The organism is Amycolatopsis sp. lyj-84, from assembly GCF_046549075.1.
Taxonomy (GTDB): domain Bacteria; phylum Actinomycetota; class Actinomycetes; order Mycobacteriales; family Pseudonocardiaceae; genus Amycolatopsis.
In genome coordinates this window covers 98,570-111,506 of sequence record NZ_JAJPWO010000009.1, presented here as the reverse complement: position 1 = coordinate 111,506, position 12,937 = coordinate 98,570, and the positions used below count along the sequence as shown (strand labels likewise).

The following is a 12,937-nucleotide window of genomic DNA, read 5'->3' as shown; positions in this document are numbered from 1 at the left end:
GACGAACGGGGTTGCCAGGTGGCGGTATCGACCGGGACGGCCGCCGCTGCCCACGTGCGGTGCGCGACCGGTTTGGTACTGGCGCTCGGCTTGCTGGCCGGGGCCGGGGTGCTGAGCCTGCTCGTGGGATCGGAACCGGTGGGGATCGGACCGGTGCTGCGGGTGCTGTTCGCCGACGACCGCAGCGACGCCGCGGTGATCGTGCACGACCTGCGGATGCCGCGCACGGTGCTGGGAATCTGCGTCGGGGTCGCGCTCGGCCTCGCCGGGGCGCTGATGCAGTCGCTGACCCGGAATCCGATCGCCGACCCCGGGGTGCTCGGGATCAACGCGGGTGCTGCGCTGGGTGTGCTGGTCGCACTGGTCGGATTCGGGATCGGGACTTTCCGCGGCTACGTCTGGTTCGCGTTGCTGGGCGCGGCGCTGAGCACGGTGCTGGTGTACGCCGTCGCCGGCCGCGGCCCGACGGCGGGCGCTCCCGTCCGGCTGGCGCTGGCGGGCACCGCCGTGGGTGCCGCGCTCGTGGCCTGCGCCGAGGGACTCGTTTTCCTGAACCCGAAGGCGTTCGACGAGTACCGGTTCTGGATCGTCGGCGACGTCGCCAGACCGGGGATGTCGGTCGTCGTCCAGCTCCTGCCTTTCCTGTCCGCCGGGGTGATGCTGACGCTTTCCCTCGGCCACCGGCTGAACGCGCTGGCCCTCGGCGACGAACTCGGCGGAGCGCTGGGGGTGCGGGTGGCGCGCACGCGCGTGCTGGTCGGGCTCGCGGTGCTGTTGTTGTCCGGGATCGCCACGGCGGCGGCCGGGCCGATCGCGTTCGTCGGGCTGGCCGTACCGCATCTGGCCGTCAGGGTGACCGGTCCGGATCAGCGCTGGCTGCTGCCGTACGCGGGGGTGTTCGGTGGCGCACTCGTGCTGCTGGCGGACGTGCTCGGCCGGGTCGTCCTCCCCTCGGGCGAACTCCGGGTGTCGATCATGACGGCCGTCATCGGGGCCCCTTTCTTCGTGTGGCTGGTGCGGCGGGGAAGGTCCGCGTGAGCAGGGTGCGGGTGGTTCGGCTGGCCGGTCTGTCCCTGCGGGTCCGGCCGAGAGAGGTCGCGGTGACCATCGCGCTCGCCGTCGCGCTGGCCGTCCTGACCGGCTACGCGCTCACCGTGGGCAAGTTCCCCATCCCGGTTCCGGACGTACTGGGCCTGCTCGCGGGCCGTCCGGGACCACCCGGCGCGGACTACGTGTTCTGGACCGTCCGCCTGCCGCGGGTGCTCACCGGGCTGCTGGTGGGCGCGGCACTCGGGGTGAGCGGCGCGATCGTGCAGAGCCTGGCGCGCAACGCGCTCGCCAGTCCGGACGTGCTGGGATTCTCCGGTGGCGCGGCGACCGGTGCACTCCTGCAGATCGTGCTGCTCGGCGGGAACGCCCTCGCGGTCGCGTTCAGTTCGCTCGCCGGCGCACTGGCGACCGCGGCGGTGGTGTACCTGATTTCTCGCCGTGCCGGGGTTTCCGGTCTCCGGCTGGTGCTGGTGGGCATCGGGATCGCCGCACTGCTCTCCGCACTGAACCGGTATCTGCTCATCACCGCCGAACTGGACGACGCCTTCCGCGCCGGGGTGTGGCTGACCGGCTCGTTGCTCAACCGCACGTGGGACCACGTGACCATCGTGACCGTCGCCGTGGCCGTGCTTGTTCCGGCGGCGACTCTGTTCGCCCGCCGCCTCGGCCTGCTGGAACTGGGCGACGAAACGAGTATCGGGCTCGGCGTACCGGTGGGGCCGACCCGGCTGGCGCTGTTCGCGATCGCCGTCGGGCTGGCGGGCGCGGCGACGGCGGCTGCGGGACCGGTGGCGTTCGTGGCCTTGGCCGCGCCGCATGTCGCCCGGCGCCTGCTGCGCACGCCCGGTCCCAGCCTGCTCGGCGCCGGTCTGGTCGGATCCGTCCTGCTGATCGGCGCGGACCTGGTGGGCCAAAAGGTGTTCCCGGTGAGCGAGCTCCCGGTCGGGGTGGCGACCGGTGCGCTCGGCGGCTGCTATCTGGCCGTGCTGATGGGCCGCCGGTGGCGCGGCGGATCGCTGCGCTGAGCCTTCAGGCGAGCTTGCCGACGGTGCGGTCGAGGTCGTCGAGAACCGCGTTCGCCGCCGACGTCGAACCGCCGTCCCACCAAGAGATCCTGGAGACCTCGAAGACCTTGCCGTTCCGCACGGCCGGCAGTCTCCGCCACAGGTCTCCTTCGGTGTACTTGGCGAAGGTGCTCGAAACCTGGCCGCCCTCGCTGGCGCCACCGCCGCTGAAGTGGATGATCGCGTCGGCGTCGGCGAGCCTGCCGACCTGTTCGGGCGACAGGGAAGTGTAGGTGTCGGTGGGCTTTCCGGGTGCGCTGGACGGTGAGCGGGTGACGCCCGCGTCGGTGAGGATCCTGGACGGGAAGATCACCGAATCGGTGATGATGCGCAGTTCCTCGGTGGTGAAGCGCAGCAACACGATCTTCCGGCCGCCCAGCAGCCGCGCGTGCCGTGTGCGGAATTCGCCCGCTCGCGCGCGGTAGGCGTCCAGCCGTTGTTGCTGTGCCTGCCGGACGCCGAAGATGTCGGCGACGGTGAGCGAGGCCTCGTGCCATTCGACCTTGTTCGCGGTGTTGGCGTAAGCCACCGTGGCGGCCAGCCCGGACACCGCCGGATACTTGTCCCGCAGGATCGTGGTGTGCCCGACGATCAGGTCGGGGCCGAAGCCCGCCAGCCGCTCGACGTCCACCTGGCCGAAACCGAGATGCTCGAACGGTTGCTTCGGCGGCGGCAGGTAGCCGGGCACCGGCTGATCGGTCTCCAGCGTCGCCGACGCCACGAGCGGGACACCGTGCTCGACAGCGACCTGCATGGCCTGTCCCGGATCGAGGGTGATCACCCGCCGCGGGCTGATCGGCACCTGGGTCTCGCCGTACGGATGGCGCACCGGCTTGGTGGCCCCGCTCTCGCCTCCGCCGCCCTGCGTGCCGGGGCCACACGCGCCGAGTCCGAGAGCGGCCGCGCCCGCGAGGAAAGCGCGCCGTCCGACCGGCGCGGGCTTGTGATTCATCGGTTCCCCCTCGGTGAGCACGACGAGTGAACGAGCGGTGACTCCGAGGCTACCGCTTCTCGTCCCCGGTCGGCGTCGTTCGGGATCCGGGCCGCATGGGGGCATCAATCGACCATCGAGCTGTCCAGAAGTGTCCCGTGTGGACAGTCCAGGTCCACGAGAGCGCGTCCGCGGCCGACCGATCCTTCAGTCGCGGGCGGTCGGGGGCCGCAGTCCGTCCAGGACGAGGGTGATGACACCGTCGGCCTCGGCCCGCCAATCGGGGCGGTCATGAGCCGCGCCGATGCCGTGCAGCGCCATCATGATCGTGCCGGGAACCACGTCGTCGCGGATGGCGCCGTCCCGCACGGCGGCGGCCACCAGGTCGGTGACGGCCTGCTCCAGTGCCCGGCTGCCCTCGGCGAGGGCACCCGAGCGATCGGCCATGAGCGTGGCCAGTGTCCGGGCCAGGCCCTCGTGGGCGGCTATGTGGTCGACCATGTCGCGGAGGAAGGTCGCCAACGCCTCCGCCGCGGGCAGCGTGTCCTGGAGCAGGCGGGCGCGGTCGCACAGGGCGGCGACTTCCCCGTGGTAGACCGCCTCGGCCAGGGCCTCCCTGGTGGGGAAGTGGCGGTAAAGCGTGCCCGTGCCCACGCCTGCCAGGCAAGCGAAGTCATCGAAGCGCAGATCGAAGAAGCATCCGGCCTGGAAGATCTCTCTGGCCTTGGCGAGCAGGGCCTCGCGCTTGCGCCGGGCGTCGGCTCGCAGCGGCTTGGGGGCGGTCATGCGCTACCTCGCGTTGACAAATGGAGATGACCTCCATATTTTCGATAAGTGGAGATTACCTCCAAATCGATCGTACTCCACGAGGTGCAGCGTGAAGATCCTGATGTTCGGGCGAGGCGTGATCGCCACCGTTTACGGCTGGGCTCTGGAACGGGCCGGGCACGAGGTCGAGTTCTACGTCCGGCCGGGCCGTGCCTCGGTGTACGGGGACGCGATCGACCTCGACCTGTTCGATACGCGGCGCCGGGTATGGGGGCGGCGCGTCGCCGAGAAGTGGCCGGTGCGCTACCACGAGACGCTGGAGCCGGACCACGACTTCGACCTGATCGTGGTCAGCCTGCCGCACCACCGCCTGGCGGAGGCGTCGGCCTTCCTGGCGCCGCGCATCGGCAAGGCGACGGTGCTGGTGTTCGGCAACATCTGGACCGAGCCGCAGGACGCGATCGCCCCACTTCCCCTCGACCGGATCGCCTGGGGCTTTCCCCAGGCCGGTGGCGGTTTCGACGCGGACGGCGTGCTCCGTGGGCTGCTGCTGCCGTCGGTCGTCTTCGGGACCTTCGGCAGGCCCCCGACCGACCGGGAGCGCACCGTGCGCCAGGCGTTCCGCGAGGCCGGGCTCCGGATCAAGGAGCGGCCCGACTTCCGCGGCTGGCTGTGGGTCCATTTCGTGTCGGATGCCGGCCTGCTCTCGCAGGGCTTGCGGCGAGGTTCCCTGTCCGAGCTGGCCGGGTCGGCGGGCGACCTGCGCGCGGGGTTGCTGACCGGCCGCGAGTTGCTGCCGCTCCTCGAGGCGCGCGGCATCGACCTGCGACGTCACCGGGTCGGTTTGCTGCCGTTCCGGGCGCCCACCTGGCTGACGGCCTCCGCTCTCGCCTGGCTGACTGCTCATGTCGCGGCGGCGCGCGTGAGTCTCACGGCGCACTCCGACCCCGACGCCGAGGAGCCTCGTGAGGTCTGCCGGGACACCCTGGCCGAAGCACGACGGTTGGGCATCTCGGTACCGCGGCTGGAAGCGGCGGAACCGCACTTCGGTGAACGCGCGTATTAACGGGAGCGGGTCCGATAACACGACTTTCCGCGCACGCCGGATTTTTCAACGACGAGAACCAATCCCTCAAGGAACCTTGACCGTATCCCTGTTCCGCCGTCCGGCCCAAATCCGGCCACCTCGTACGCGACTTTTCTTCCTTGTCACCCGATTGCGGGTCCTCACCCGGGAGGAGAAGCGGGAAGATCCATGCCGGACCGCGACGAAAGAGGATTCGGCGGAAAATGAGTACCGACGTCGCCGCGGCGGTCGGTTTGACGGATCGCCCGAGCGAGCGAAGCTGTTCTCGGCGAATGCGGGCGCCGCCCGGCCCGGACCGACCGCACGGCCCGGGTCGTCCTGGGCAACCGTCAAGCACCCCAAGGGGAACCATGAACCGCGTCACCACGCTCGTAGTAGACGATCAGCCCCTCATCAGATACGCGCTCAGCAGGCTGTTGCGGGATTCGGCGGGGGTGGGGGCGGTGGCCGAGGCCGCGAGCGAGCCGGAAGCGTTGTGGCAGTGCGAAAAACGTCATCCGGACATGGTCATCACCGAACTGTCGATCTGGGGTGAGCCCGCCGGGACCGCGATCTGCCGGTTCGTCAAGGAACATTTCGAGCGCGTGACCGTCCTGGTCTTCGCCGGTGACGCCTCGCCCTCGGCCATCGCCACGGCGCTGAACGCGGGCGCGGACAGCTTCGTGCACAAGTCGGCCAACGGCGGGCAGGTGATGTCTGCGGTGCGCTCCACGCTCGCCGGGCAGCGGGTGTGCCTGCAGGCGGGCGGATCCCCGCCGGTGGTCGGCGAAGCCGTGCGGTACGCGAGTGCGATGACCAGGCGGGAGGAGGAGATCCTCGCGCTGATCCTCTACCGGTGGTCCAACGACGAGATCGCCGAAGAACTGCACCTCGCGACGCAGACGGTGAAGAACTACGTCAGCCGGATCCTGCAGAAGCTGGGCTTCGGCAGCAGGCGTGACCTGTTCCGGGCACTGCGGTTCCGGCCGGGCGGAAACCCGTTACCCCGGCTGGAAACGACCTCGCACGAGGGCGAGCCGTTCGCCGCGGACCGGCTGGCCGGGTACACGCCCTAGGCCGGTCGGGTGGGCGGCGTACCGGAAGTACCGAGACCGGACCAGGTTCGGTACCCGCCGTATCCTGTGCCGCCGAGATCGTTTTCCTAGCGTTGCAGTCATGACGAAGTCAGGTTTTCTGTTCCTGATCCTCGCACTCGCCGGAATCCCCGCTCCGGACGTGGTCCGGTCTTCGTCGGTCAAGATCCATGAGGTGCTCGGCGGCCCGGCGGGCTACATCGACCTGCGCAACACCGGCGCCACCACCCTCGACATCGGTGGCTGGGCCGTTCAGGCGTGCACGGGCGGAGCCGTGCCCCTCGAACTGGCCACCCTGCCCGCCGGGAGCGAGATCCCCGCCGGTGACCACTTCCTCATCACCGGACAGGGCTTCGGCGGGACCGTGCAGCACCTCGTCGTCGAGGCGATCGTCGGGGACGGCGAGATGCTGGTGGACCGGCGCGGAACCCGGGTCGACAGCGTCGGATGGGCGCCGTCGTCACCCTGCCGCGAGAACCAGGCCGCCGCCGGCTGTCCCGGCCTCGCCCAGGCAAGGGACGCCGTCAGCCGCGACACCGACAACAACAAGGCCGACTTCGGCTGTGTGCCACCGCTCGGCTGAGAGCCGGTTGTCAGTCCGTTTTGGAATCCGTGTGCCTGTACCAGAAAGGTGCGGTCGTGGCCGCGAACGGCGAAGGCGGGGACGTGACCCCGCTGTCCGAACTGCTCACCGAACAGCGAATCGCGAGAGGCTGGTCCCAGGGTGACCTGGTCGCGAAGTTGCATACCCACTCCGGTAACGACAGCGTCACCCGAGTGGAGATTTCCCGCTGGGAAAGGGGAAAACGTATTCCCGGTCCGTACTGGCGGCAGTGGCTCGGCGATGTGCTGGACACGTCTTGCCGGGAGCTCGAGGTCGCCGCCGCGGTCGCGAGAAGACGGCGGCGGAAAGACGCGCCCGGGGAGCGATGGACCTTTATCGACTGATGGGAAAGTACCGCGAAACTGGCCACTTCCCGGCGGCGTCCCGGTTCTCGGATACTTATCTGGTCGCCACCGGTCGAAAGGATTCCGGTCCGGCGAACAAAACCCCGGTAATCAAGCTGAAAGGAATTTCTCGTGCGACGAATTCTGGGCGTTTCGGCGGTACTGGCGATGCTGGCGATGGGGACGGCGGGCGGTGTCGCGAATGCGGCGGGTGAAGGCCACGAAACCGAGGCCGCGCCGCTGGTCTCGTCTTCCGTGGTCATCAACGAGGTTTCGACCCGCGGCGTGAACGGTCTGCTCGACGAGTACGTCGAGCTGCGCAACGTCTCGAGCCAGCAGCAGGACGTGAGCGGCCACGTCGTCCGCATCTACTCGCCGTCGAACGTCGTGGTCGACACGATCGTCCTGCCCGCGGGCACGATCCTGCAGCCGAAGGGCAACGCCGGCCAGTTCGCGGTGCTGATCGGGCAGAACTTCTCCGGCACCATCGCCGACCAGACGTACGTCATCCCGTTCACGCTGACCAGCGTCGAGGGCATCCCGACCCTCGGTGGCCTCTCGGTGCAGAACCTGGCCGGCGCGAAGATCGACGGTGTCGCCTTCAGCAACTCGGTGATGACCCCGCGTGAAGGCCAGGCGGCGACTCCGGAGAGCACCATCACCGATCAGCTCGACGCGGCGAACACCCGCAACATCCTGAGCACCGACACCGACAACAACCGGCAGGACTTCTCCCTGCAGCTGCGTTCCCCGGGTCTGTAGGACCGGAGAACCGACCCGCTAGACCGGGCCCGGGCCGCCGTCGGCGGTCCGGGCTCTTCCATGGCGGTATCTCGCCAACGGCGACATACCGCCACCGAGAGTTATTTTCATCCAGGAAGTCCTGCCTCATCCTCGGGAAACTCCATCTTCGCGGCGGCCGTGACCACGGCCGCTTCTCACTATCCGAGGAGAGTCACTTGACGAGACGCCCACGGCACCCGTCGGCGATTCTGGCGGCCTCCGTACTGGTCGCCCTTTTCCCGCTACCGGTGACCGCGACCGCCGCGACCGCTGCCCTGTCCGGACCCGCGCCCGCCGCCGGGCGGCCGGACGTCCATCGCGTCACGTTGCTCACCGGCGACGTGGTGACCTACGAACGAGACGGCAGCGGGCACGGCACCGCTCAAGTCGAACCGGCGGTACGGCCGGACCGGCCGAGCCCGGCGTTCCAGATCACGACCACGCCCGAAGGCCTGATGGTGTATCCGTCGGACGCGCTTCCGTTCGTCGGCAAGGGACTGCTCGGCCGGGAACTGTTCAACGTCACCGCGCTCGTCGGAGACCGGCGTGACGACGCGGCGAGCGCCACGATCCCGGTCATCGTGCGTTACGCCGACCGATCGGGTCTGTCCGCGCGGTCCTTGGACGCGAAGGCGAAGGCGCTCCCGCAAACCCGGCGGCCCACTCCGCTCGTCACGGCCAACGGGGTGGGAGTGCAGGTCAAGAAGGCGGGGACGGCCGAGTTCTGGCGTTCGCTCGTCGCGTTCGACCCAGGCGGGAAACCGGTGCTGAACCAAGGGATCTCGCAGGTCCGGCTGGACAGGAAGGTCCGGGTGGCGCTGGACAGGAGCACGGCCCAGGTCGGTGCGCCGTCGGCGTGGAGCGGCGGGTTGACCGGGAAGGGGACCACGGTCGCGGTGGTGGACACCGGGATCGACGAGAAACATCCCGATCTGGCGGGCAAGACGATCGCTTCGGCGGACTTCAGCGGAGAAGGCGACGTCGTGGACCGCAATGGCCACGGCACCCACTGCGCGTCGATCGTCGCCGGCACCGGCGCGGCCTCGGGCGGCCGGTACAAGGGCGTCGCACCGGACGCGAAACTGGTGGTGGCCAAGGTTTTCGACGCCTCCGGCGAGGGTGACACCGCACAGGTCATGGCCGGGATCGACTGGGCCGTCGCGCAGGGCGCGAAGATCGTGAACCTCAGCCTCGGCGCCGGAGTCAGCGATGGAGCCGACCCGTTGAGCGAACAGATCGACACGCTTTCGGCGAAGTCGGGCGCGCTGTTCGTGGTCGCGGCCGGGAACTCCGGGCCGGGCGACCGGACGGTCACGACGCCGGGGGCGGCGACCTCCGCGCTCACGGTCGGGGCGGTCGGCAGGGACAACGCGATCGCGTGGTTCAGCAGCCGCGGCCCGCGCCTGCGGGACGCCGCGGTCAAGCCGGAGATCACCGCGCCAGGCGTCGGGATCGTCGCCGCCCGGGCCGGGGACACGGCGATGGGCGAGCCGGTGGACGACTCCTACACCGCGGCGTCGGGCACTTCGATGGCGACACCGCACGTCGCGGGCGCCGCGGCGATCCTGCTGCAGCAGCAGCCTGGGATCACCTGGCGGGAACTGAAGAACACGCTCGTCACCACGGCCAAGGACGTCGGCCTCCGGTGGTACGAGCAGGGAGCCGGGCTCCTCGACGTCGCGCGGGCCGTCTCGCAGAAGGCGACCGGTACCGCGGTCGCGAGCTTCGGCCGTAACGAGCGGGCGGCGAACAGCGCGGCGCAGGTCGTACGGCAGCTGTCCTACACCAACACCGGGGACCGGCCGCTGGCACTGAACCTGAAGCTGACCGTGCAGCCCTGGGACGGCGGCGCCAAGCCGGTCACCGGGATGCGGCTGGCGAAGACGGACCTGTCGATCCCGCCGAAGTCCAGCACCACCGTCGACCTCGCCGTGGACCCGCGTGAAGGGGTGGCGGGCGTCTACGGTGGCGCCGTGGTGGCCACGACCGCGGACGGGACGAACTCCGTCCGGACGGCCGTGAGCACCTACAACGCGGCCGAGTTGTTCCCGGTGACGATCCGCGTCCGGGACTCGGCGGGTGGTCCGGCCCAGGTCGCGTCGGCCCAGCTGATCGACGACGCGGCCGGTGCGGGTAACCGCAACGACCCGTTCCTCGACCAGGTCAGCCAGCAGATCGGCCTGGTCGACGGGGTCGGCCGGGTGCTCGTGCCCGCCGGTCGCTATTCGGCACTCGGCTGGGTGATGGAGCGCGGGCTGGCGGTGCGTCGCTGGTCGGCGATGAGCGCGACCCAGGTCTCGGTCACGGCCCCGGCCGAGATCACGCTGAACGCGGCGAGCGCCGTCCCGGTGGGGCTGGTCACGCCCACCCCCACCGACCTGCGGGACCGCACGGTGATGCTGCGGCGCGTGATCCCCGGCGGAGCGGGAGTGAACGGCTTCGTCGGCGAAGCCGGGCTGACCGCGGGCTCGGGCTGGGACGTGCGCGTGACCCCCGCGGCGGCCACCTCGGCAGGCGCGATTTCGCTGCAGGACAGCGCGACGCTGTCCCAGACCGCGGTCGAGATGCGGGCCATCGGTGGCTCGCTCGCGTTGAATCCCGCTTACGACGTGCCGACGTTGACGGCGAAGTCGCCCGGTGAACGCACGCTGCCGGTCGTGTTCGGCGGCGCGGGTGTCGGAAGTGATCTCGCCGGTCTGGACGTCCGCGGAAAGGCGGTCCTGGTGCGGATCCCGGTCCAACCCGGGTCGCCGGACCCGGTGGGCGGCGTCTCCACCGGCATCGCGAACGCGGCACGCGCGGTGGCCGCCGCGGGCGGGGCGGCGACGATCCCGTACGCCGGTTCACCGGGTTCGCTGAGTGTTCCGGGGCTCAGCAGTGCGGTGGTGCCGACCCTGTCCCTCGGCTGGGATGAAGGAGAGGCGCTGCGTGCCGCGGGTGCGGTCTCGGTGCGGTTGCTGGTGCGCGCGGCCCCGGACGCGATGTACAACCTCAGCTACCTCGACGCCAACGGGGTGCCGAAGGATCTCGTCCGGCGTGTCGACCCGAAGTCGCTGGTCGCCACGAGGACCGGCTACCAGGCCGAAAAGCCGGGGCTGACCGGGCAGAAGAACTGGTACGCCTTCCCGACCGGCCTGTGGAAGACGCAGGCGGTGCAGGGCACCAAGATCCCGGTGCCGGGCACGTGGACCGAGTACACCGGCCCGGCGAACGATCGGCTGGTCTGGAAACGGGTGGTCACCCTGTCCGGCACCGACATCGCGGGCCGTCGTGCGGCGCTGAGCATGAACGCGCAGAACATCTACCGCGCGGGTGAGCGGTCGAGGCCGGACGAGTACTGGTTCCGCGCACCGATGCACAGCGGGTCGGTCGAACTGCCGTCCGACCATCCGGCTCGCTATCCGGCGACGGCCACCGGCTGGGCGGCGCTGTGCTCGCTGTGCCGCGGCGGCACGGACCCCGACCTGTTCGTCCCCGCGGTGCAGTGGATGGACGGCTCGTCCGGTGCCGGCCCGGGCGGGCACTACACGAATCCGTACGAGAACGCGCGGTACTTCGCGACGACCACGGTGCGGTTGTACCGGGACGGGACCGAGATCCCACGCTCCAATGTGGACGATCCGCTCGCGCTCGTCCCGGTGTTCCGGCTCGCGCCCGTTCCCGCCACGTACCGGCTGGACGTGACCGACGTGATGCCCGGCCAGGCACAGGTCGGTGCCCCGAGCGGAGTGCTGTTCCAGAACGCGCCGCGGACCGACACGTCGTGGACGTTCGCTTCGGCACGATCCACCGCCGCGTCACCGCTCGGGTTCAACTGCTACGAATCGGGCAGCGCGTGTTCCTTCCAGCCGCTCATCCAGCTGGACCACCGGCTGCCGCTGGACCTCGGCGGCCGGGCACCGGCGGGGCGCCCGTTCACCTTCGAGGTGTTCGCCGGGTCGCACAGTGGTGCACGGGGCGGCGGGCCGGTGACGCAGCTGCGGGTCTCGTCGTCGACGGACGGCGGGCGGACCTGGACGGCGGCGGCCGCCCGGCCGAACGGGACCGGGCTGTGGTCGGTGACGGTGACGCACCCGCAACTCGCGGCGACCGACGGGGCCGTCTGGCTGCGTGCGGACGCACGGGACGCCTCCGGAAACACCGTGACGCAGACGGTCCAACGGGCCTACGCGCTCACGGACGTGGCGAAGGTGAATCCGCGCCTTCGGTGACGCCCTCCTCACGCGGGGGCCGGGTCACGGGCAGGGTGACCCAACCCCGGGTGGCGACCTGAAGCCCGGCCTGGAACCGGGTGGTCGCGCCGAGCGCGGTCATGAGGTCGCGGAGGCGTCGCTGGAAGGTCCGGTAGCTCATGCCGAGCTGTTTGGCGATGCTCCGGTCGGGCAGCCCGGTGGTGAGCAAGGCGAGCAGGCGGGCGTCGTCGGAAGGCGCGACGTCCGCCTGCTCGGCCGAGCCGGGCAGGTACAGCGGAAGTCCTTTCTGCCAAAGGAAGGTGAAGACGGCGCTGAGCGCGTCGAGCAGGGCGCACGGATGGATCACCAGTGCCGTGTCGACTTCGGGGAGATCGGAACGCAGCGGCACCAGGCCGATCCGCTGGTCGATCACGATCATCTTCAGCGGGGCGGAGGTGACCACACGGGCCTCCTCACCGAGGGCGAGGCCCGCCTCGAGGTCGGATGACAGGTCGTGCAGTTCCAGCGCGCTGCGCTCGTAGACCCCGCGAAACCGCACACCCCGGCCGAGGAGATCACGTTCGGCGGGATGCAGCACACTCGGCGTCCGCGCGTAAGGCGGTTTGTCGACGAAGGCGACCTCCTGCTCGGCCGAGCGCAGCAGTTGATCGGTCCGGTCGGCGATGAGGGCGTTCCCGTGGATCACCTCGATGAGATCGACCGGGCGTTGACCGGACGTCGCCCGGTACCGCTCGCGCAGCCTGTCGGCGACCAGCCGCGCACTCGCGAGTTCCTGCTCCTTCTGCCGGAGCATCGCCTCCAGCGCGATCTCCGGCCGCACCGCCGAATATGCCTCCGCCGGGCCGGGAAGCTTGGTGAGCAACCCTTTTCCGGTCAGCAGGCGCAGAACCCGAAGCAGTCGCTGGTGAGGTACTCCGGTTCGTTGCCGGATTTCGGCGACGGTCATCGAACCGGTGCCGGCGAAAGCATCGTAGACGTCGACGTCGATTTCACTCAGGCCGATGATGTCCAGCACTTGCTCTCCCGCCGCAGGCGCGGTC

At 70.1% G+C, this 12,937-nt stretch carries 11 protein-coding genes; 8 read left to right on the top strand and 3 right to left on the bottom strand.

What is annotated here, in order from left to right; translation table 11 throughout:
• Positions 1–18: 18 nt before the first annotated feature.
• Together ACLJRM_RS26500 and ACLJRM_RS26495 are read left to right on the top strand one after the other, a co-directional pair.
• Positions 19–1,038, top strand: a complete 1,020-nt coding sequence (locus tag ACLJRM_RS26500) for a FecCD family ABC transporter permease (RefSeq protein WP_101607151.1) — start codon at positions 19–21, stop codon at positions 1,036–1,038.
• Entirely contained in the window at positions 1,035–2,075 is a 1,041-nt protein-coding gene (locus tag ACLJRM_RS26495; RefSeq protein WP_233224177.1) for a FecCD family ABC transporter permease, read from the top strand. The genes ACLJRM_RS26500 and ACLJRM_RS26495 overlap by 4 nt, the downstream gene beginning before the upstream one ends.
• Before the next feature lie 4 nt (positions 2,076–2,079).
• Here ACLJRM_RS26495 and ACLJRM_RS26490 read toward each other — a convergent pair whose 3' ends face one another.
• Together ACLJRM_RS26490 and ACLJRM_RS26485 are read right to left on the bottom strand one after the other, a co-directional pair.
• Positions 2,080–3,066, bottom strand: coding sequence for an ABC transporter substrate-binding protein (locus ACLJRM_RS26490; protein WP_410664570.1), 987 nt, complete (start codon positions 3,064–3,066; stop codon positions 2,080–2,082).
• A gap of 186 nt (positions 3,067–3,252) precedes the next feature.
• Positions 3,253–3,831 carry a TetR/AcrR family transcriptional regulator gene (locus tag ACLJRM_RS26485; RefSeq protein WP_101607155.1) on the bottom strand — a complete coding sequence of 193 codons (579 nt, stop codon included), beginning with the start codon at positions 3,829–3,831 and terminating at the stop codon, positions 3,253–3,255.
• A 91-nt stretch (positions 3,832–3,922) separates the two neighbouring features.
• On the opposite strand from ACLJRM_RS26485, the gene ACLJRM_RS26480 reads away from it, so the two are divergent.
• From ACLJRM_RS26480 to ACLJRM_RS26455, 6 genes are all read left to right on the top strand, one after another.
• Positions 3,923–4,879 (top strand): ketopantoate reductase family protein, encoded by a 957-nt coding sequence (locus tag ACLJRM_RS26480; protein ID WP_101607157.1) that lies wholly within the window; start codon positions 3,923–3,925, stop codon positions 4,877–4,879.
• A 371-nt stretch (positions 4,880–5,250) separates the two neighbouring features.
• Entirely contained in the window at positions 5,251–5,955 is a 705-nt protein-coding gene (locus tag ACLJRM_RS26475; RefSeq protein WP_410598321.1) for a response regulator transcription factor, read from the top strand.
• Positions 5,956–6,055: 100 nt separating this feature from the next.
• A complete protein-coding gene (locus ACLJRM_RS26470) occupies positions 6,056–6,556 on the top strand; it encodes a lamin tail domain-containing protein (protein WP_410664569.1) in 501 nt (166 codons plus the stop codon).
• Positions 6,557–6,612: 56 nt separating this feature from the next.
• Positions 6,613–6,921 (top strand): helix-turn-helix domain-containing protein, encoded by a 309-nt coding sequence (locus ACLJRM_RS26465; protein ID WP_410598323.1) that lies wholly within the window; start codon positions 6,613–6,615, stop codon positions 6,919–6,921.
• Positions 6,922–7,053: 132 nt separating this feature from the next.
• On the top strand, positions 7,054–7,683 hold the full coding sequence (locus tag ACLJRM_RS26460) for a lamin tail domain-containing protein (RefSeq protein WP_233224176.1): 630 nt from the start codon (positions 7,054–7,056) through the stop codon (positions 7,681–7,683).
• Positions 7,684–7,880: 197 nt separating this feature from the next.
• The gene (locus ACLJRM_RS26455; RefSeq protein ID WP_410664568.1) at positions 7,881–11,915 is read left to right on the top strand and encodes a S8 family peptidase; all 4,035 of its coding nucleotides are present in this window, start codon (positions 7,881–7,883) and stop codon (positions 11,913–11,915) included.
• Here ACLJRM_RS26455 and ACLJRM_RS26450 read toward each other — a convergent pair.
• Complete coding sequence (locus ACLJRM_RS26450; protein ID WP_410664567.1) at positions 11,878–12,912, bottom strand: helix-turn-helix domain-containing protein; 1,035 nt, start codon at positions 12,910–12,912, stop codon at positions 11,878–11,880. The two genes, ACLJRM_RS26455 and ACLJRM_RS26450, sit on opposite strands and share 38 nt — an antisense overlap.
• Positions 12,913–12,937: the final 25 nt, after the last annotated feature.

Excerpts from the sequence above, each read along its gene's own strand:
- ACLJRM_RS26490 (WP_410664570.1), bottom strand. The coding sequence starts at position 3,066 with ATGAATCACAAGCCCGCGCCGGTCGGACGGCGCGCTTTCCTCGCGGGC.
- ACLJRM_RS26485 (WP_101607155.1), bottom strand. The coding sequence starts at position 3,831 with ATGACCGCCCCCAAGCCGCTGCGAGCCGACGCCCGGCGCAAGCGCGAG.
- ACLJRM_RS26475 (WP_410598321.1), top strand. The coding sequence starts at position 5,251 with ATGAACCGCGTCACCACGCTCGTAGTAGACGATCAGCCCCTCATCAGA.
- ACLJRM_RS26470 (WP_410664569.1), top strand. The coding sequence starts at position 6,056 with ATGACGAAGTCAGGTTTTCTGTTCCTGATCCTCGCACTCGCCGGAATC.